The following is an 18,112-nucleotide window of genomic DNA, read 5'->3' as shown; positions in this document are numbered from 1 at the left end:
CGGGACGGATGGGCCGGACCGTCGTCGACGCTGCGGCCGACCGCGCCGACGTGTCGGTCGTCGCCGGCGTGAACCGTAACCCGGCACCCGACGCGGACCTCGGCGTGCCGCTCGAAGCCGCGGCCGAGTTCGCCGACGCACTCCGCGAGTACCACCCCGACGTGGTCGTCGACTTCTCCGGCCCGGAGAGCAGCCGCGACTACGTCGCCGCCTGCGCCGAGGCCGGCGTCGCCGCCGTCGTCGGGACGACGGGCTTCGACGAGGACGGCGAGGCCGCGCTGCGCACCGCCAGCGACGACGTCCCCGTCCTCGTCGCGAGCAACTTCTCGCGCGGCGTCCAGGCGCTGCTGGACGCGGTCGCGGCCGCCGTCGACGACCTCCCGGGCTACGACGTGGAGGTGACCGAGACCCACCACCACGGCAAGCGTGACGCGCCGAGCGGCACTGCGCTCACCGTCGTCGACCACGTCGAGTCAGTCCGAGAAGCGAACGGCGAGCGCGTCCACGGCCGCGAGGGCGACGCGCCCCGCACGGAGGGAGAGATCGGCATCCACGCGCGACGCGCCGGGAACGTCCGCGGCGAGCACGAGGTGCTCCTGGCCGGCGGCGACGAGGAACTGCGGTTGACCCACCGCGCGCGGAGCCGCGCCGTCTTCGCCGAGGGCGCGCTCGACGCGGCGGTGTGGCTGGCCGCCCGCGACGCCGGCTGGTACGACTTCGAGGAGGTGGTCGCCGCATGAGCGTCGAGAGCGAAGTACGGGACCTCTGGCGGCGCTACGACGACGGTGACCTCACTGCCGACAACGCGAGCCAGGACGTCTACGACGCGCTCGACGCGTTCCTCGACGCGCTGGAGGCGGGCGAGGTGCGCGCGGCCGAACCCAGCGACGGCGAGTGGGAGGCCAACGAGTGGGTGAAGCAGGGAATCTTGCTGAACTTCGGCCTGCGCGACATCGAGGGGCGCGAGTACGGCGACGTCACCTACCACGACGTGCTTCCGCTGCGCCGCACGGACGACCTGCCGGGACGCAACACCCGGAACACGCCGGACGGGACCGTCCTCCGGCGGGGTGCCCACGTCGGCAGCGACTGCATCGTGATGAGCCCGAGCTTCGTCAACGTCGGCGCGTACGTCGGCGACGGCACGCTCGTCGACTCCTGCGACACGGTCGGTTCGTGCGCCCAGATCGGCGCGAACGTCAAGCTGGGCGCGAACGCCCTGATCGGCGGCGTCCTCGAACCGGTCGAGAGCACGCCGGTCGTCGTCGAGGACGACGTCTCCATCGGCGCCGGCTGCCGGATCACCTCCGGCTTCGTCGTCGGCGAGGGCAGCGTCGTCGCGGAGAACACGCTGCTCACGCCCCGCATCCCCGTCTACGACCTCGTCGAGGAGGAGATAGTCTACGGCCACCTCCCGCCGAACCGCCGGGCGTTCACTCGCTTCGTCGAGTCGAGCGTGAGCGACCACGACCTCTTCGAGGGCGGGGCCTACAAGCCCGCCGTCGTCGCGATGGACGTCGAGGCGGGGACCCTCGACGAGGTCGAGCGCGAGGAGGCGCTGCGATGAGCGCAGGGCAGAACCCGCCGGTACGTCGACTCGCCGACTGGGACGACGCCCGCCTCGACGCGCTGGCGGCCGAGCACGACACGCCGCTGTACGTCCTCGACCTCGACCGCGTCCGCGCGAACTACCGCCGGTTCGCCGCGGCGTTCCCGGACGCGAACGTCCACTACGCGGCGAAGGCCAACACCGTCCGTCCCGCGCTGCGGACGCTCGCCGAGGAGGGCGCCGGCGTCGAGTGCGCCTCCGCCGGCGAACTCCAGCGGGCGTTCGACGCCGGGTTCGACGGCCAGCGCGTCCACTACACCGCCGTCAACCCGCCCGCCGCCGACCTCGACCGCGCGGTCGAACTCGCCGTCGACCATCCCGCCCTCACCATCACCGTCGGCGCTGAGGACACCCTCGACCGCCTCGCGGAGCGCGGCTACGACGGTCGGGTCTGCCTGCGGGTCAACCCCGGCGTCGGCGCGGGCCACCACGAGAAGGTCCGGACCGGTGCCGACGCGAAGTTCGGCGTCCCCGACGACCGCGCGGCGGCTCTGCTCGGGGCGGCCGCCGACCGGTTCGACGTCGTCGGCGTCCACGCCCACGCCGGCAGCGGCATCTCCGGCGACGATCTCTCGGCCCACCGCGAACTCGTCGCGCGGATGGGCGACCTCGCACGCGACGCGCCGGTCGACCTGGAGTTCGTCGACGTCGGCGGCGGGTTCGGCGTCCCCTACGCCCCCGACGAACCGCCGCTCGACCTCGACGCCGTCGCCGACGCGACGCGCTCGGCGCTCGGCGCGGTCGACGCCGACCTCGTCGTCGAACCCGGGCGCTACCTCGTCGCCGACGCGGGCGTCCTCCTGACGCGGGTGAACACCGTCAAGGAGACGCCCGAAACGACCGTCGTCGGCGTCGACGCGGGGATGACGGCCCTCGCCCGCCCGGCGATGTACGACGCCACCCACCAGGTCCGCCGCGTCGAGGCGGCTGGCGATGCGGCCGACGCCGGCGATGCGCCCGTCGTCGAGGCGACCGTGGCCGGCCCAATCTGCGAGAGCGCCGACACCTTCGGCGAGCACGCGCTGCCAGCGCCCGAGCGGGGCGACCTGCTCGCGGTCGGTAACGCCGGCGCGTACGGCTACGAGATGGCGAACCACTACAACTCGCGGCCCCGACCGGCGTCGGTCGTCGTCGATGGCGACCGGTCGGCGGTCGCCCGACGGCGCGAGACCGTCGCGGACGTTGTCGCGGTCGAACGGGAGGTGACCTGGGCGTGAGCGTCCCCTTCGAGAAGTACCACGGCACCGGCAACGACTTCGTCGTCGTGGACGCCGCCACCACGGTCGAGGACCGCTACGCCTTCGCCCGCTCGGTCTGCGACCGCCAGCGCGGCGTCGGCGCCGACGGCGTGCTCTTCCTCGCGCTCGAACCGGCGTACAGCCCCCCGCGCGTCGTCATGACGCTCGTCCAGCCTGACGGCAGCACCGCCGCGATGTGCGGCAACGGAGCGCGCTGTACCGCCCACTGGGCCGCCAACCGCACCGGCGCCGACGAGGTGATGATCGACACGCTGGCCGGCACGCGACACGCGACCGTCGACGACGGCCAGGCGGTCGAGAGCGAGGCGGCCGTCGAGATGGGCGCGCCGTCGTTCGCGCCCGCCGACGTCCCGCTGGCCCGCGACGAACCCCTCGTCGAGGAGCGCGTCGGCGACCACGTCGTGACGGCGGTGAACACGGGCGTCCCCCACGCCGTCGCGTTCGTCGACGACGTCGACGACGTCACTGTCGAACAGGATGCTCCCGAAATCCGGCACGCGGACGTCTTCCCCGAGGGCGCGAACGTCACCTTCGCGTCGCGGGCCGGCGACGCCGCGTTCGACCAGCGCACCTTCGAGCGCGGCGTCGAGGGCGAGACCGACTCCTGTGGCACCGGTGCCGTCGCCGTGGCCGCCGTCGCCCGCCGACTCGGACTGACCGACGCCGCCAGCGTCGCCGTCTCGCCGCCCGGCGGTGACCTGGCAGTCACGTTCGACGGCGACGTCGCCACCCTCTCCGGCCCCGTCGTCCGGGAGTTCGAGGACGAGATCGACGCGCCGTCGCCCGGCCGGATGGACTCGGAGGCATGACCGGTTTCGACCCCATCAGCTTCCTCGAAGACGCGGTCCGGACGCCCTCCCACGAGGCGGTCGGACCGATGCGGGAACTGCTGGTCGAGACCCTGGCCGACCACGGCCACGACGCGACGGTCGACGACGCCGGCAACGTCCTCGCCACCCGGGGGTCCGGCCGCCCCCACGTCGTCTTGAACACGCATATCGACACCGTCCCGCCGCACGTCCCGTTCGAGCGCGACGGCGACGTGATCCGCGGACGCGGGTCCTGCGACGCCAAGGGACCGCTCGCGGCACTCCTCGCCGCCTTCCTCGCCGTCGACCCCACGGAAGGGAAGGTGACGCTCGCCGTCACCCCCGACGAGGAGACGCTCTCGACGGGGGCCGACGCCCTCGACCTCGCTGCCGACGCCGTCGTCGTCGGCGAACCGACCGGTCTCGACGTCTGCAACGCCGCGAAGGGGCGCTTCCAGGCGACCGTCTCGCTGTCCGGCGCGAACGCTCACGCCGCGAGCCCCGAGGAGGGCGTCAACGCCGTCCGCGCGCTCGCGCCCGTCCTCGACGCGCTCGACTCGTTCGACGACGACGAACCGCATCCGGCGCTCGGGCCAGCAACCCTGACGCCGACGACGGTGGAGGGTGGCACGGCGACCAACCAGGTGCCCGCCTCGGCGTCGTTCGTCGTCGACCGCCGGAGCGTGCCGCCGGAGGGTGCCGAGGAGTTCCGAGCCGGGCTGGAGACGCATCTGCGCGCCGCCGCGCCGGACGACGTGGCGGTCGCGGTCGACCTCACCGACCGCGACACGCCGTTCCTCGGCCCGTTCGAGACGGACGCGGACGACCCGCTCGTGGAGGCGCTCCTCGAGGCAAACGGCGGTGAGGTGCGCCCGTTCACCGCTGCGACCGAAGCGTCGTACTTCGCCGCGGACGCCCCGACGGTGGTGTTCGGGCCCGGGTACCTGGCCGACGACGACGGTGCCGTCGCGCACGCGCCGCGGGAGTACGTGCGCGTGGACGAGGTCGAAACAGCCGCTGGGGCGGTCGAGGAGACGCTACGGACCCTCGTCGAGTGAGCGTCGCTTCATTCAGGGGGTGGCCGGTCGAGCGTTCGAGCCGTCGGACTCTCACCGGCGGACCTCCGTCGTGTGGACCGGGAGTCTGTCCGCCGGCGGTGCCGCGTTCTGACGTCGGTCGGAACGCTTGCGGACGCGACGAACGCGACGAGGACGGCAAACCAGTCGGCGAGCACGTCGTTCCGTGGTCTCGTTCTCCTACTTGAACCTCAGCACGGGGACCGCTGCGACGACCAGCCCCCTCGCCGTCAGTTCACGCCTGCGGCTCCCGTTCCCCGTCCGACGATTCGACCCGCTCCTTGATTCCCAGCAGCATCTTGCGCTCCATGACGAAGTGGGCCGGTTCCCAGAACAGGTACTCCGCGAGCGTCGACCCCAGGCTTTCCTGCTCGCGGGTGCGGAACCGGACGACGAGTCGGGTTGCGCCGTCGGCCGGGTCGAGGACGAACGCCCAGGTGTAGTTCGGCGGGTCGACGGGCGACCGGAGCACGAGCGCGCGCTCGGGTTCGACGACGGCGACCGTCGGCCGGGAGTCGGGGTTGTCGACCGGGTAGTCCGGCGGGGCCAGGCGGACGGTGTCGCCCACCTCGCGCTCCTGCCACTCCGGGACGACGCGGTCGACGTTGTGGATGTCGGCGCCGACGAGGTTCTCCAGCGCCTCGTAGCTGTAGAAGCCGCCGCGGTCCTGCCCCATCTGGACCAGCCACGGCCAGACGTCGGCCGGCGGTGCGTCCACGGTGACGGCGTGGGTCGCCTCGGTCGCCGGCTCCGGGATGATGGCGTCGCCGGGCAGGTACCGCGTCGCCTCGTCGCCGTCCGTCCCCCACCGCAGGTGCCACCGGCGGACGAGGAACCAGTACGTCGCCGCCGCGGCGGCGAGCAGTGCTGGACGTCGTACCCCCTGGAACTTCGAGTCCCCCATGGGGCCGTGGACGACGGCAGCAGACAAAAAGGAAGTGTCGGCGCTAGTTCGTGTCCGCCAGGTCGGCGGCGACGCCGGTGTACCCCGTGGGCGTGAGCGCCTTGAGTTCGGCGCGCACGTCCTCGCTCACGTCGAGGTCGTCGAAGAGGGCCTGGAAGTCGTCGAGGGTGACGCGCTGGCCGCGGGTGAGGTCCTTGACGCGTTCGTAGGCGTCGCCGTGTCCCTCGCGGCGGAGGATGGTCTGGACCGCTTCGCCGATGATCTCGGGCGTGGCGTCGAGTTCCTCGCGCATGACCGCCTCGTTGGGGACGACCTTCCCGAGGCCGGCCTGCGTCTTGACGTAGCCGAGCAGGCAGTAGGCGAACGCAGAGCCGACGTTGCGCTTCACCGTCGAGTCCGAGAGGTCGCGCTGCAGGCGGGAGGTGGTGACGTAGTCCGCGAGGAAGGTGAGGTCGGAGTTGGCCTTCGAGAGGTTGCCTTCGCTGTTCTCGAAGTCGATGGGGTTGACCTTGTGGGGCATCGTCGACGACCCCGTCTCGCCCTCGGTCGCCTCCTGGCCGAGGTAGCGGTCGCTGACGTAGAGCCACATGTCGCGGTCGAGGTCGAGTAAGGCGTTGTTGACGCCGCGCAGCGCGTCGAACAGGGCGGCGAGGTCGTCGCACGGGTTGACCTGCGTGGTGAGTTCGGTGTGCTCGAGGCCGAGGCCGGTCACGAACTCGCGGGAGAACGCCCGCCAGTCGACGTCCGGGTAGGCGGCGACGTGGGCGGCGAAGGTGCCGCTCGCGCCAGCCAGCTTTCCGGAGAGCGACTCTGCGGCGCGCTCGATGCGCCCCATCGCGCGGCCGACGCGGGCGGCGTAGACGGCCATCTCCTTGCCGAACGTCGTCGGCGTCGCGGGCTGGCCGTGGGTGCGCGCGAGCATCGGGACGTCGCCGTACTCGTGGGCCATGTCGACGAGTTCGTCGCGCACGGTCGCCAGCTCGGGCAGCAACACGTCCTCGACGGCGGGCCCGACGAGCAGTCGATGGGCGAGGTTGTTCACGTCCTCGCTCGTCAGCGCGAAGTGGATCCACGGGGTGATGCGCTCCAGGTCGTCGGGGGCGGCGTAGCGGATGAAGTACTCCACCGCTTTCACGTCGTGGTTGGTCGCGGCGTAGCCGGCGTACCCCTCCGTCTCCAGCGCCTTGACGACCTGGGCGTCGTCCTCGTCGAACTCCTCGTAGAGCGCACGCAGCGTGTCGCGCTCGTCGGTGTCGAGTGAAAGCGGCGTCGCGTCGAGGTCGGCGAGCGCGACGAGATACTCGACCTCGACGCGCACGCGAGCGCGCATGAGCGCGGCCTCGCTGGCGTACTCGCGCAGCGGTGCGGTCCGGCCGGCGTACCGGCCGTCGAGCGGCGAGACGGCGTACAGCGGCCCGAACGTGTCTGCTGTCATGCCCGACACTCCCCGAGGCGCGTGCAAAAGAATGTCGAATCCCCCGTCGACGGCCGCGCGGGTCGCGTCCGAAGCGAGCTACTGCTCCGCTCCGACCCCGATCTCGCTCTCGAACCGGGCGAAGAACTCCTCCATGAACCGCCACCGGGACTCTCCGAGACGACGTCCGGGCGACGTGTACAGCGCGTCCAGGCGCTCCCTCGACCACTCCCGGAGCAACGCGACGTCCGGGAGGTCCGACGTCGCGGTTCCGTGGGCAGACGCGTCGTCGATAACCGCGTACTTTTCGCCCGCCCGTCCGGACCGCTCGCCGACGATGCAGGCCATGCGGACGATACCGCGCGCGCCGGCAGCGTCCAGCTTGTCCGCGTCGAAGAGGAGCTTCGCCTCGATCGTCTCCGGCTCCGGGGAGCTCGCCCGGATGCTGTGCGTCCGGATGCAGTCGGTGACGGCGTCGACCCGGTCGGCCGGCACCCCTTCGGTCGCGAGGAGCTCTTCGGCCTCTTCTGCGCCCCATTCGTCGTGGTCGTCGATCTCACCCGACCGTTCCAGCGGTCGACCGACGTCGTGGAGCCAGGCCGCCGCAGTGAGGACGTCCTCATCGACGCTTCGCTCGCACTCGCCCGCGAGACGAACCGCCAGGTCGCGGACGCGCTCGGCGTGGAAGCGGTCGTGCGCCGGGAGGGCGGCGTCGTAGTACGGTAGCGACAGCGTTCGAGCGAGGGGACCAAGTTCCTGCGCCATGGAGAACGGGTCAACTCCCGGACAAGATAGTGGTTGTGGAGTCGTCGGCCCGGAGGGCGGAGCGCGCCGTCCGGTCGAGCGTCCGTGGAAGCCGCCGGTTCAGGGCGTTCGCCAGCCCAACCGTTCGAGCCCTGCACAGCATGTCCTGGACCCACCGACGGGCCGCCCGAGAACTGAAGACGCTCGCCGTCGTGTCGGGGGTATGGTCGAACCAGGCCGCGTCGCGGTGGTCCACTACGTCGGCCGACTCTCGGACGGGTCGGTGTTCGACACGACCGACGTGGACGTCGCGATGGACGCGGGCATCTACCACGACGACCGCGACTACAGGCCCCTGGAGTTCCGCGTGGGCGAGGAGACGGTCATCGACGGGTTCGACGAGGCGGTACAGTCGATGGACGTGGGTGAGGAGCGGACCGTCGAACTCGACCCCGAGGAGGCCTTCGGCGAGTACAGCGAGGAGAAGGTCGTCGAGATGTCGCGCGACGAGCTGGAGGAGCGTAGCGGCGAGACCGCGGAGGAGGGCGACCTCGTCCGCAGCGACGCGGGACAGACCGGCTGGATCGTCGACGTGGGCGAGGAGACGGTGACGGTGGACTTCAACCACGAACTCGCGGGTGAGCCCGTGGAGCTAGAGATCCGCGTGCTTGAGGCCCACGGCGGCGAGGAGTCGCGGGACTAGCTCCCGCCGTCCGTCGTGGTCGTTCCGGTCATCCCATCGGTCGGAGTCGTCCCGCTCGTGGTCTGACCCTCGCCCGTCGTCTCTCCGGTCGTCGTGCCGTCGCCGTCGCCCCCGCGCTGGACCGTCACGGTCACGCCGAGCGGTTCGTAGGCCGTCGCGCCGTAGCCGTCGATGTTCCAGGGGTACTGGTCGTCAGTGATACCCTGCAGCCCCTCGTCCGGACTGGAGATGGTCGCGGGCTGGGTGCGGTCGTTCTCGTCGGTGGCCCGGGAGTACAGCGTGTGCTCGCCCAGGTCCGGGTCCGACCAGACGTAGCGGAACTGCCGCCAGGCGTACGGCCCGAGTTGCGGGCCGAAGAACTCCGCCTCGTTCCAGGAGTCGCCCCCGTTGGTCGAGACCTCGATCGTCTGGACCCTGTCGTCGCCCGCCCACGCGACGCCGACGACCTCGACCTGCCCGCCAGGCCCCGGCGTCATCGTCGCGTCCGTGCTCGGATAGCCGATGATCGACTTCACCATCTGGTCGTACAGGTACGGCTGGCCGATCTCCTGGACGTCCATCTGCTCCTGGGTGTCGAACACCTCGATAGCTCGGTTCTGCTGTAGCTCCTCGTCCTCGGGGATGATGCGGTAGGAGTACTGCTGCCAGTGGGTGTACAGCCGCTGGTCGCCCTCCTCCCACTCGTCGCCGAACACCATCATCTCCATGACGTGCATCCGGTCGACCCATTTCACGTTGTTGTTGCCGAACCACCCCGGGACGAGCAGGCGCACCGGGAAGCCGTGGTCGTCGTTCATCGGCCGGCCGTTCATCTCGTAGGCCAGCAGGCAGTCGTTCATCACCTTCTCCATCGGAATCGAGCGCGTGAAGATGTCCTCGCTCTCCGGTGCGTCGCCGCCCATCACCGAGAGCCACATGTCGTCGTCGGTGTTCGCGCCGTACCGTTCCAGAACCTCGTTGATGGGTGCGCCGGTCCAGACGGTGTTGCCGACCGCCCCGAACGTCCACTGGTTGCCCCCGACCTGCGGCTGGAAGTACGACCGCCCGTTCCCGGAGCACTGCATCGTGTGCGTGACCGTCCGGGTCGAGTAGTCGTTCTTGAGCTCGTCCATCGATATCTCGACCTCCTGGTCGACCATCCCCGTCAGCGAGATGGTCCACTCGCTCTCGTCGATCTCCGGCGTCGGATAGTGGTTGCGGATGTAGTGCTCCGTCCGTGGCGTGATGAAGCTCTCGTACGTGCCTCGTTGTGCCGCCTCGGCGTTCTCCGGTTCCGGCGAGAGGATTCGCAGCCCCGGATACTGCTCCTCCAGGGGTGGTGCCCTCTGCTGGCCGCCGCCGTTCGCGGTGGTCCCCTGCGTCGTCGTGGTCTCCTGCCCTCCCGCGTTACCCGACAGCACGCCGACGCCGGCGAGCGTTCCCGCCGCCATCATGTACTTCCGTCGGCTCAGGTACCGCTCTCGCCTCGTCGTGTCAGTGTCGTTGCCCTCCCCCGACATACCTCGGACCGTCGAGACGATTCCGCTTAAACATCCGTCTGGGGTCGAATCTGGGCGGTTGTTGGTCGAATCCGAGCGCATGTTATTCCAAAACACGTCCCCCTGCAACCGAGGACGAAACGGCGCTCGGGACGGTCGCAACGGCACGCCGCTGCGAACGACTGCGGTGCTGCTCCTGCGGAGAACGTCGAGCGGCCCCGACGGGACGCGGCTGTGAGTGCGACCGCCGCCGAGGGCGGAACGCGGGACGACGCTACTCGGAGACGACCACCGTTCCGACCATCCCCTGGCCGGCGTGCGGGGCGCACACGTAGACGTACTCCCCCGGGACGGTGAACGTGTGCTCGTAGGTCGTCCCCACCTCGTTGATGCTGTAGTGGGCGTCGCCCTCGTAGGACCCGAACGGTTCGGCCGCCTCCGGGATGACGACCTTCTCCGACGACCCTGGTTTCGTCGTCACGTTGTGGCCAGGGCTCTCGAACGTCCACCGGACGGTGTCGCCGGTGGAGATCTCGACCCGCTCGGGGACGTAGCGGAGTCGTCCTTCGGGGCCGGCCGCAACTTCCGTTACTTCGCCGTCGCCACCGGCGGTCGTCGTGCCGGTGGTCTCGCCCGCCGTGAATTCTGGTTCGGTCGTTGTCTCGTCCGGAGTCACCCCCGGCGCCGAACAGCCAGCCAGCGCAACGACGGTGCCCGTCACCCCCACGTACCGCAGGAACTGTCGTCTGTTCATCTCCCCACCCCGCCGGAGTTCACCCTCGCCGGGCAAAAGCACTCGGTCGGCGTTCAGCACCCACCGGGCCGAAGAAATGGCGTCTGAATCAGTTCAGCCGCCAGATCTGGAGGTTGAGGAGCGTGGCGAACGCGACCCACGCGAGGTACGGCACCAGCAGCAGCGCCGCCCGTCGGTCGACGCGCCACGCGCCGGCGACGGTCGTGACGATAGCGACCAGCAGCGCGACGATGACCGCGAGCCCGCCCGCCGGCCAGCGCATGCCGAAGAAGACGAGCGTCCACGCCGCGTTCAGGCCGAGCTGGACGGCGAAGGCACCGAGCGCGAACCGGTTGTCGTCGCCGCGCCAGACGAGGTACAGCGAGACGCCCATCAGGAGGTACAGCGTCGTCCACACCGGCCCGAACACCCAGCTCGGTGGTGTGAACGCCGGTTTCTGGATGGTCGTGTACCACGTCGCCACCTCGTCGGCCGTGAGCAGCGACGGGACGATGCCCGCGAGCTCGCAGACGACGATCGCCGCGATCAGTCCTGGCAGGTCGTCCCGCGAGAAGCCGCCCCGACCGGTGATGGTGCTCATCACCGTCTGCTACGGTCTCCGGCGTCGTAGTTCTGTGGCCCGAAGAAACAGCGGCCGTGCCATCGTGGACGTCGCACCTGCAGACCCGGCCCCCGGTAGGAATCCAGGTCGTCTGCGGGACGACTCCCGTGTGCTCGTCCGCCACGTTGCCGGTGGTCGCGTCGTCGGTCGGCAGGCGGTCAGTCGTCACCGGTGGCGCGGAACTCGCGAGCCGCCTCGCGGACCTCGTCGGCGATACCCGGTATCTCGTCGGACGCCACGTCGCCCTCCGCTTCGATCTCGTCCAGCGACTTCGGGAAGGTCCGGAGGTCGTAGTGGATGTCGATGCCTGCGTTCGCGCCTTCGCCCATCGCCACCGGAATCTGCTTGTGGCCGGGCGTGAGGTCGCCGACAGCGTAGACGCCGTCGACGGTGGTCTCGAACGCGTCGTCGACGACGACGGTCCCGTCGTCGTTGCGTTCACAGCCCAGTTGCTCGACCAGTTCGGCGTTGTAGTCCGAGCCGTACATGGGGAAGCCGCCACGGTACTCCCGGAAGCGGCCGTCCTCGAACTCGATGCCCGACAGCCACCCGTCGTCGTCCTTCTCGATGCCGACGACCTCCTCGTGGACGACGTCGACCGGGTGTGCCCGGAGTTGCCGGTTCGTCTCGTCGCTCCACCGGGGTTCCTCGCCACGCGTCAGCAGGTCGACGTCGTCGGTGAAGTTCAACAGTATCATGGCGACCTGGGCGGCCGCCTCGCCGACGCCCATCACGTACACCGACTCGTCGACGAACATGTAGGCGTCGCAGTGAACGCAGTAGTGAAGCCCCCGTCCGGTGGGCGGAAGGGGCGGGTCGGGTTGTACGTCCGTGAAACCGGTGGCGAGCACGACCTTCTCGGCGACGAAGTCGTTGTCGCCCCCGTGCAGGTGGAAGCGGCCGTCGTCGCGTCGCTCGGCAGTCTCGATGTACCCTCGAACGTAGTCGGCTCCGTAGTTCTTCACCTGTTCGCGGGCCGTCTGGAGGAACTCCATCCCGGACACGTCCTCCGTGACCCCGATGACGTTGTGCGTCTCTGCCATCATGGCGGCCCGACCGCCGCCGCGGTTCACGACCACCGTATCGTGGCCGAGTCGAGTGGTGTACAGGGCGGCGGTGAGCCCGCCGGGTCCCCCACCGACCACAGCTACCTCGTATTCTTGACCGTCGTCAGCCATCGGTTTCCAATTGACCGTCGTAGCATTAAAACTGATTGACGGCGGTAGTCCGGGCCGGAACCGTTCCGCAGAAAACCGGCCGCGCCCCTCGCCGGCGCACGGCGTCGGCTCTCGGTCCGAACGCTGTTTCGAGCGCGGCCGCCGACGGGAGAAGTGCGACGGGAGGAGTGCGGCGCGAGCGGCGGTCGTTACTCCAGTTCGTCGAGCTGGACCGTCTCCTCGACGATGAGCGTCGGCCCCTCGTCGACATCGACGAACTCCGCGGCGTCCTCCTGGACGCGCTGGCCGACCTCGGAGTCGAAGGCCGAGCCCAGGTCGGCGGTGGATTCGAAGTACAGTTCGAGGACGCCGTCGTACCCCGCCTTCTCGGGGTCCTTCGGCACCGAGGTCACGTACTTCTGCAGGCCCGGGAGGTCCTTTGCGAGTTCGGAGTGCTCGTCGAGCCAGTAGTCGACGAACTCCTCGTGGCTCGTGCCGTCCTTGCGAACCAGCAAGTCGACCAGTTTTATCATGACGTCCGTACCCGGGACCCCCGGTAACTTCGCTGTATCGATACCCGCCGAAGACGAGAGCCGACTGCTCGCCTGCCCTACCGTTCGAACGTCCCCGTGAACTGCGTCTGCCCCATCGCGATGCCCTCCAGTTCCTTCAGCAACGGTTCCCGCGACGCGCCGGCGCCCAGTCGCGGCGGTTTCTCCAGGACGTACAGCGTGAACTGGTAGGTGTGTGGGCCGTCGCCCTCCGGCGGACAGGGTCCGCGGTAGCCGACCTCGCCGAAGCCGTTCTCGCCCTGTTTCGCCCCGTCGAGTTCCTCGACCGTCTCCGTCCCCGGGATGCCGGCCGGAATCGTCGTCGTGTCAGGGGAGATTCCCCAGAGCAGCCAGTGGGTGAACGTGCCCGACGGCGCGTCCGGGTCGTCGACGACGAGGGCGAGCGACCCCGCGTCGTCGGGCACGTTCCCGATGTCGAGCTGCGGCGAGCGGTCCGCTCCCTCGCAGGTGTGTTTCTTCGGGATCGATGCGCCGTCCGCGAACGCTGGCGTGCTAAAATCTACCGAGCTCATGGTTCTGGTGGTCGTCGTGGTCGTGGTCTGTTCGTCGGCAGGCCCGTCGAACATCCCGAGGCAACCGCCGAGTCCGGCCGTCCCCCCGAGTACGAGACCGACTCCCGCCCGCACGAACCCCCGTCTCCCGAGCATCCTGGGGACGTTGAACCCGGCCGCTAATAGAGGTTGTAGCCGAGCCGGTTCGCCCACCGTTAAACCGCCGCGGCACGTCGCCTCGCCTATGCCACGACGAAGCGTGCTGTTCACGCCGGGCGACCGCCCGGAGATGCTACGGAAGGCACCGGACGCCGGTGCGGACGTCATCGTGTTCGACCTCGAGGACGCCGTCGCGCCCGAGCGCAAGCCCGAGGCGCGCGAGACGGTCCACGACGTGCTCGCCGACCCCGGCTTCGACCCCGACTGCGAGGTCTGCCTGCGGGTCAACCCGACGGGCGTCGCGGCCGACGACGACCTCCACGCCGTCGCCGAGGCCGCGGCGACGCTCGACTCGGTGATGCTGCCGAAGACGGCGACCGCGGACGACGTCCGGACCCTGACGCGCCTGCTCGACGAGCACGACTGTGACCTGCCAGTGCTCGCGCTGGTCGAGACCGCGCAGGGCGTGCTGAACGCGGCCGACGTCGCGGCGGCCGACGGGACGGACGCGCTCGTGTTCGGCGCGGAGGACCTCTCCGCCGACGTCGGCGCGACGCGAACGGCCGAGGGAACCGAGGTGCTGTACGCCCGCGAGCACGTCGTCCTCGCCGCCAGCGCGGCGGACGTTGACGCCATCGACACGGTCTACACCGACATCGAGGACGTCGATGGACTGCGCGAGGAGACCGAGTTCGCCATCGAACTCGGCTACGACGGGAAGATGGCAATCCACCCGGCGCAGGTCGACCCCATCAACGAGGCGTTCACGCCCGCACCTGGGCGCGTCGAGTGGGCCGAACGCGTGCTCGAAGCGAAGCGCGAGGCGGACGCCGAGGGTCGCGGCGTGTTCCGCGTCGACGGCGAGATGGTCGACGCCCCGCTCGTCGAGCAAGCGCGCCGCATCGTCGAGTACGCCCGCGCCGCCGGGGATTAAAACACCTTATACAGGCTCTCTATGATATAACCACATACGTCTTTCGCCATGCTTAACCGATGGGGGGTGAGATTCACACACGATGTCCGAGCAAGCGAACCCGTTCGAGAGCCTGCAGGAGCAGATCGACGACGCCGCGGCGTACGTCGACGTCTCCGAGGGCGTTCTCGAACGTCTCAAACATCCAGAGCGCGTGCTGGAGACGAACCTCTCCGTCGAGATGGACGACGGCTCCGTCGAAGTGTTCAGGGCCTTCCGGTCGCAGTTCAACGGCGACCGCGGCCCGTACAAGGGCGGCATCCGCTACCACCCCGGGGTCAACCGCGACGAGGTCAAGGCCCTCTCCGGGTGGATGGTGTACAAGTGCGCCGTCGTCGACATCCCCTACGGCGGTGGGAAGGGCGGCATCGTCATCGACCCCGACGAGTACAGCGAGGGCGAACTCGAACGGGTCACCCGCTCGTTCGCGAAGGAACTCCGCCCGCTCATCGGCGTGAACAGGGACGTCCCCGCGCCGGACGTCAACACCGGCCAGCGGGAGATGAACTGGATCAAGGACACCTACGAGACGCTGGAGAACACCACCGCGCCCGGCGTCATCACGGGCAAGGCCATCGACTCCGGCGGGAGCGCGGGCCGCGTGGAGGCGACCGGCCGGTCCGTCATGCTCACCGCCCGCGAGGCGTTCGACTACCTCGACAAGGAGATGGAGGGTGCGTCCGTCGCCGTCCAGGGGTACGGGAACGCGGGCTGGATCGCCGCGAAGCTCATCGACGAACTCGGTGCCGACATCGTCGCCGTCAGCGACTCCAGCGGCGCCATCTACCGCGAGGAGGGCTTCGACCCCCGCGACGTGAAAGACCACAAGAACGAGACGGGGAGCGTCGCGGACTACCCCGGTGCCGCCGACGAGTTCAGCAACGAGGACCTCCTCACGCTCGACGTCGACCTGCTCGTCCCGGCCGCCCTGGAGAACGCCATCGACAGCGACCTCGCCCGGGACGTCGACGCGGACGTCGTCGTCGAGGCAGCGAACGGGCCGCTCACGCCCGGTGCCGACGACGTGCTGGCCGAGACCGACACCTACGTCTTCCCGGACATCCTCGCCAACGCGGGCGGCGTCACCGTCTCCTACTTCGAGTGGGTGCAGAACCGCCAGCGGTTCTACTGGTCCGAACAGCGCGTCAACGACGAACTCGAGACCATCATCACCAAGGCGTTCGACGACCTGACCGACGCCTACGAGCAACACGACCTCGCGAACTTCCGCACCGCGGCGTACGTCGTCGCCATCCAGCGCGTCCTCGACGCCTACGAGGAGAGCGGCAACTGGCCCTGAGCGCGGACGACGCCCATCCGTTTTTCTCGTCTCGTCGGTTCCTGGTGCCCACAATTCAGCGGATATCCCCGTAACCAGCTAGCCGCTGTCTCGTCGACGTACTCGACAGCCCGTCGTGTATGATACGTTCGCCGGAACCAATGAAGCAGAAAACACTTGTGTCCTCGACCGAATCCGCGGAGCGTGCCCCCTGTCGACTCTCCAGACATGGAATCCCCGCCACGGTCCAGTTCGTCGCAGTCCGATTCTTCTCGGCGCCGAACGTCACGTCGCGCTCTCCTCGCGACCGCGGGGACCGCGACGGCGAGTGCGCTCGCCGGCTGCAACGGCGTCCTCGGCAGCAGTGAAGACGCTGCGGCGTTCCACGACGGCGACTGGCGTCAGTACGGCAACGGTCCGGCGAACGCGAACTCCGTCGGCGGCGGCGCACCGAAGCCCGACGAACACGAGTGGCTCACCTCGGCCGGCTGGCCGTACGCGCCGCCCGTCGTCCACGACGGCGTCGCGTACTTCGCCACCGAAGAGCGGGTCGTCGCGGTCACGACCGACGGCAGCGAGCAGTGGTCGCGACAGCTCGACGACGGGACGTCCGGAGCGCCGGCCGTCGACCCGGACCGCGGCCGACTCTACGTCCCGACGTGGGGCGTTCGGACGACGAACGGCTCGGACTCGGAACGGGCGTTCGTGACGGTGCTCTCGCTGGACGACGGCGACGTCGTCGACACGCACGCGGTCGGCGGCCGGCGAACGTACGGCGCCACGGTCGTCGACGGCGACGCGTACGTCCGGAGCGCCACCGCGTGCGTCAGGCTCGCGCCCGACGGCACCGAACGCTGGCGGCGACCGCTCGACACCCTCGTCTACGACGAGTACAACCTCGGTGACCGCACGGCGACCCAGGTCGCGCCGGCCGTCGTCGAGGACGCCGTCTACGTCACCGGCCGAGACGCGATCGTGAAACTCGACCGTGAGACCGGAAAGGAACGCTGGCGCGTCCCCGTCGACACGGCGTACGCCGCCCCGGTCGTCGACGACGGCGGCGTCGTCCAGACCGGTTGGCAGGAGACCGTCGCGGTCGACCACGCGGGCGAGGTCCGCTGGCAGCGCGACCTCCACACCATCGCCGCCGCCGCGGTCGCCGACGGCGACGTCTACGTCGCCGCAGACGACCTCTACGAGATCGACGCGGCGACCGGCGAGACGAACTGGCAGACGTTCCTCGGGAGAGGCGGTACGGCCACGGCCGCCCCGGTGGTGACCGACGACGCCGTCCTCGTCGTGGACAGTTCCGTCCTCGCGTTCCGCCGGGACGCCGGTGGACTCTTCGGTCCGGAGCGTGACCTGTGGCAGAGTTCGTCGGTACACACGTCCGCGTTATCGTCACCGGTGGTCGCGGCCGGTCGCGTGTTCGTCGTAGGGCCCCGTGGCCTGCTCGCACTCCGGGCCGGAGTAGACGGCTGAGAACGCGAGGTCGTCGATGCCACGCCTACGAGGAGAGCGGCTACTTACCGGACACAGCAAAGAGGGCATCGACCAGCCTGTCTGCCCCGGTCAGGAGAGATGGGCAGTGACGTCGGTCGAGGAGACCATCCCGACGTACTCGTCCTTCACGACCGGGAGGTGTTTGATACCGTACGTGGTCATCATGGCGGCGACCTCCTCCATGTAGAGGTCCGGCGTGGCGGTCTCGACGCCGGTCGTCATCACGTCGGCCACCTGGAGCTCCGAGGTGTCGCGTCCGTCGGCGACGGCTTCGAGAACGTCCGTACTGCTGACGATCGCCCGCGGCGTGTTCGGAACGACCAGCGCACTGATGTCCTCCTCTTGCATCCGTTGCGCGGCGTCCATCACCGTCGCGTCCTTCGAGATCGTCTCCAGTGGCGTCGACATCACTTCTTCGACGGTCGTCCTGTCGGTAGAACTCATGCGACACACAACGGATTCAAACGTTATGGATGTTCCCCCGGTCCCTCGTTCGTTCTCTCCGATGGATTCCCAGTTCAGTGCTCGTCTCTCCAGCGTGGCTCTCCTCGTCGAGTCCGATACGTGCGATGAGCACGTCGGTGGGCACCACTACGGCCGAGGGCAAATACGTCCCTCGCTACGGGT

19 protein-coding genes are annotated in these 18,112 nt (G+C 69.6%); 9 read left to right on the top strand and 10 right to left on the bottom strand.

Annotation, left to right across the window (positions count from 1 at the left end):
• The first annotated feature begins 8 nt into the window (after nt 1-8).
• Genes dapB through NKT36_RS04735 form a run of 5 tightly spaced genes read left to right on the top strand, consistent with a single transcriptional unit; the run spans nt 9 to nt 4,735 of the window.
• Entirely contained in the window at nt 9-740 is a 732-nt protein-coding gene (gene dapB / locus NKT36_RS04755) for a 4-hydroxy-tetrahydrodipicolinate reductase (RefSeq protein ID WP_407652231.1), read from the top strand.
• A complete protein-coding gene (locus NKT36_RS04750; RefSeq protein ID WP_327052803.1) occupies nt 737-1,567 on the top strand; it encodes a 2,3,4,5-tetrahydropyridine-2,6-dicarboxylate N-succinyltransferase in 831 nt (276 codons plus the stop codon). The genes dapB and NKT36_RS04750 overlap by 4 nt, the downstream gene beginning before the upstream one ends.
• Nucleotides 1,564-2,826, top strand: coding sequence for a diaminopimelate decarboxylase (lysA, locus tag NKT36_RS04745; protein ID WP_327052802.1), 1,263 nt, complete (start codon nt 1,564-1,566; stop codon nt 2,824-2,826). The genes NKT36_RS04750 and lysA overlap by 4 nt, the downstream gene beginning before the upstream one ends.
• Complete coding sequence (dapF, locus tag NKT36_RS04740) at nt 2,823-3,677, top strand: diaminopimelate epimerase (protein ID WP_327052801.1); 855 nt, start codon at nt 2,823-2,825, stop codon at nt 3,675-3,677. Before lysA ends, dapF begins: the two co-directional genes overlap by 4 nt.
• Nucleotides 3,674-4,735 (top strand): M20/M25/M40 family metallo-hydrolase, encoded by a 1,062-nt coding sequence (locus tag NKT36_RS04735; RefSeq protein WP_327052800.1) that lies wholly within the window; start codon nt 3,674-3,676, stop codon nt 4,733-4,735. Before dapF ends, NKT36_RS04735 begins: the two co-directional genes overlap by 4 nt.
• 253 nt (nt 4,736-4,988) lie before the next feature.
• Here NKT36_RS04735 and NKT36_RS04730 read toward each other — a convergent pair whose 3' ends face one another.
• The 3 genes from NKT36_RS04730 to NKT36_RS04720 all read right to left on the bottom strand — a co-directional run bounded on the left by NKT36_RS04730 (nt 4,989) and on the right by NKT36_RS04720 (nt 7,836).
• Nucleotides 4,989-5,657 (bottom strand): hypothetical protein, encoded by a 669-nt coding sequence (locus NKT36_RS04730; RefSeq protein WP_327052799.1) that lies wholly within the window; start codon nt 5,655-5,657, stop codon nt 4,989-4,991.
• A gap of 43 nt (nt 5,658-5,700) precedes the next feature.
• The gene (gene purB / locus NKT36_RS04725) at nt 5,701-7,092 is read right to left on the bottom strand and encodes an adenylosuccinate lyase (RefSeq protein ID WP_327052798.1); all 1,392 of its coding nucleotides are present in this window, start codon (nt 7,090-7,092) and stop codon (nt 5,701-5,703) included.
• A gap of 78 nt (nt 7,093-7,170) precedes the next feature.
• Complete coding sequence (locus NKT36_RS04720; RefSeq protein WP_327052797.1) at nt 7,171-7,836, bottom strand: HD domain-containing protein; 666 nt, start codon at nt 7,834-7,836, stop codon at nt 7,171-7,173.
• Nucleotides 7,837-8,038: 202 nt separating this feature from the next.
• Here NKT36_RS04720 and NKT36_RS04715 point away from each other — a divergent pair, with 202 nt between their 5' ends.
• Nucleotides 8,039-8,518, top strand: coding sequence for an FKBP-type peptidyl-prolyl cis-trans isomerase (locus NKT36_RS04715; protein ID WP_327052796.1), 480 nt, complete (start codon nt 8,039-8,041; stop codon nt 8,516-8,518).
• Here the strand turns inward: NKT36_RS04715 and NKT36_RS04710 are convergent.
• The 6 genes from NKT36_RS04710 to NKT36_RS04685 form a co-directional block, all read right to left on the bottom strand.
• The gene (locus NKT36_RS04710; RefSeq protein WP_327052795.1) at nt 8,515-10,017 is read right to left on the bottom strand and encodes a sulfite oxidase; all 1,503 of its coding nucleotides are present in this window, start codon (nt 10,015-10,017) and stop codon (nt 8,515-8,517) included. The two genes, NKT36_RS04715 and NKT36_RS04710, sit on opposite strands and share 4 nt — an antisense overlap.
• A 253-nt stretch (nt 10,018-10,270) precedes the next feature.
• Nucleotides 10,271-10,750, bottom strand: a complete 480-nt coding sequence (locus NKT36_RS04705) for a plastocyanin/azurin family copper-binding protein (RefSeq protein ID WP_327052794.1) — start codon at nt 10,748-10,750, stop codon at nt 10,271-10,273.
• Nucleotides 10,751-10,838: 88 nt separating this feature from the next.
• Complete coding sequence (locus NKT36_RS04700; protein WP_327052793.1) at nt 10,839-11,330, bottom strand: TspO/MBR family protein; 492 nt, start codon at nt 11,328-11,330, stop codon at nt 10,839-10,841.
• A 179-nt stretch (nt 11,331-11,509) separates the two neighbouring features.
• Nucleotides 11,510-12,529 carry an NAD(P)/FAD-dependent oxidoreductase gene (locus NKT36_RS04695; RefSeq protein ID WP_327052792.1) on the bottom strand — a complete coding sequence of 340 codons (1,020 nt, stop codon included), beginning with the start codon at nt 12,527-12,529 and terminating at the stop codon, nt 11,510-11,512.
• Between the two features lie 188 nt (nt 12,530-12,717).
• A complete protein-coding gene (locus NKT36_RS04690; RefSeq protein ID WP_327052791.1) occupies nt 12,718-13,041 on the bottom strand; it encodes an EthD family reductase in 324 nt (107 codons plus the stop codon).
• Nucleotides 13,042-13,118: 77 nt separating this feature from the next.
• Complete coding sequence (locus NKT36_RS04685) at nt 13,119-13,592, bottom strand: YbhB/YbcL family Raf kinase inhibitor-like protein (protein WP_327052790.1); 474 nt, start codon at nt 13,590-13,592, stop codon at nt 13,119-13,121.
• A 223-nt stretch (nt 13,593-13,815) separates the two neighbouring features.
• On the opposite strand from NKT36_RS04685, the gene NKT36_RS04680 reads away from it, so the two are divergent.
• From NKT36_RS04680 to NKT36_RS04670, 3 genes are all read left to right on the top strand, one after another.
• The gene (locus tag NKT36_RS04680; protein WP_327052789.1) at nt 13,816-14,664 is read left to right on the top strand and encodes an HpcH/HpaI aldolase/citrate lyase family protein; all 849 of its coding nucleotides are present in this window, start codon (nt 13,816-13,818) and stop codon (nt 14,662-14,664) included.
• Nucleotides 14,665-14,746: 82 nt separating this feature from the next.
• Entirely contained in the window at nt 14,747-16,003 is a 1,257-nt protein-coding gene (locus NKT36_RS04675) for a Glu/Leu/Phe/Val family dehydrogenase (RefSeq protein WP_327052788.1), read from the top strand.
• Between the two features lie 207 nt (nt 16,004-16,210).
• The gene (locus tag NKT36_RS04670; protein ID WP_327052787.1) at nt 16,211-17,464 is read left to right on the top strand and encodes an outer membrane protein assembly factor BamB family protein; all 1,254 of its coding nucleotides are present in this window, start codon (nt 16,211-16,213) and stop codon (nt 17,462-17,464) included.
• Between the two features lie 90 nt (nt 17,465-17,554).
• On the opposite strand, the gene NKT36_RS04665 is transcribed toward NKT36_RS04670, so the two are convergent.
• The gene (locus tag NKT36_RS04665) at nt 17,555-17,929 is read right to left on the bottom strand and encodes a CBS domain-containing protein (RefSeq protein WP_327052786.1); all 375 of its coding nucleotides are present in this window, start codon (nt 17,927-17,929) and stop codon (nt 17,555-17,557) included.
• Nucleotides 17,930-18,112: the final 183 nt, after the last annotated feature.

Origin of the sequence: Halomicrococcus gelatinilyticus (genome assembly GCA_024227995.1) — an archaeon.
Lineage (GTDB): Archaea > Halobacteriota > Halobacteria > Halobacteriales > Haladaptataceae > Halomicrococcus > Halomicrococcus gelatinilyticus.
The sequence above is the reverse complement of the archived record's forward strand: the minus strand, read 5'-3'. Positions and strand labels throughout refer to the sequence as shown.

Coding starts and splice junctions, on each gene's coding strand:
- NKT36_RS04705 (WP_327052794.1), bottom strand. CDS start 10,750: ATGAACAGACGACAGTTCCTGCGGTACGTGGGGGTGACGGGCACCGTC.
- NKT36_RS04710 (WP_327052795.1), bottom strand. CDS start 10,017: ATGTCGGGGGAGGGCAACGACACTGACACGACGAGGCGAGAGCGGTAC.
- NKT36_RS04730 (WP_327052799.1), bottom strand. CDS start 5,657: ATGGGGGACTCGAAGTTCCAGGGGGTACGACGTCCAGCACTGCTCGCC.
- NKT36_RS04690 (WP_327052791.1), bottom strand. CDS start 13,041: ATGATAAAACTGGTCGACTTGCTGGTTCGCAAGGACGGCACGAGCCAC.
- NKT36_RS04700 (WP_327052793.1), bottom strand. CDS start 11,330: ATGAGCACCATCACCGGTCGGGGCGGCTTCTCGCGGGACGACCTGCCA.
- NKT36_RS04715 (WP_327052796.1), top strand. CDS start 8,039: ATGGTCGAACCAGGCCGCGTCGCGGTGGTCCACTACGTCGGCCGACTC.
- NKT36_RS04670 (WP_327052787.1), top strand. CDS start 16,211: ATGGAATCCCCGCCACGGTCCAGTTCGTCGCAGTCCGATTCTTCTCGG.
- NKT36_RS04685 (WP_327052790.1), bottom strand. CDS start 13,592: ATGAGCTCGGTAGATTTTAGCACGCCAGCGTTCGCGGACGGCGCATCG.
- NKT36_RS04695 (WP_327052792.1), bottom strand. CDS start 12,529: ATGGCTGACGACGGTCAAGAATACGAGGTAGCTGTGGTCGGTGGGGGA.
- NKT36_RS04665 (WP_327052786.1), bottom strand. CDS start 17,929: ATGAGTTCTACCGACAGGACGACCGTCGAAGAAGTGATGTCGACGCCA.
- NKT36_RS04735 (WP_327052800.1), top strand. CDS start 3,674: ATGACCGGTTTCGACCCCATCAGCTTCCTCGAAGACGCGGTCCGGACG.
- NKT36_RS04720 (WP_327052797.1), bottom strand. CDS start 7,836: ATGGCGCAGGAACTTGGTCCCCTCGCTCGAACGCTGTCGCTACCGTAC.
- purB (WP_327052798.1), bottom strand. CDS start 7,092: ATGACAGCAGACACGTTCGGGCCGCTGTACGCCGTCTCGCCGCTCGAC.
- lysA (WP_327052802.1), top strand. CDS start 1,564: ATGAGCGCAGGGCAGAACCCGCCGGTACGTCGACTCGCCGACTGGGAC.
- NKT36_RS04675 (WP_327052788.1), top strand. CDS start 14,747: ATGTCCGAGCAAGCGAACCCGTTCGAGAGCCTGCAGGAGCAGATCGAC.
- dapB (WP_407652231.1), top strand. CDS start 9: ATGGGCCGGACCGTCGTCGACGCTGCGGCCGACCGCGCCGACGTGTCG.
- NKT36_RS04680 (WP_327052789.1), top strand. CDS start 13,816: ATGCCACGACGAAGCGTGCTGTTCACGCCGGGCGACCGCCCGGAGATG.
- NKT36_RS04750 (WP_327052803.1), top strand. CDS start 737: ATGAGCGTCGAGAGCGAAGTACGGGACCTCTGGCGGCGCTACGACGAC.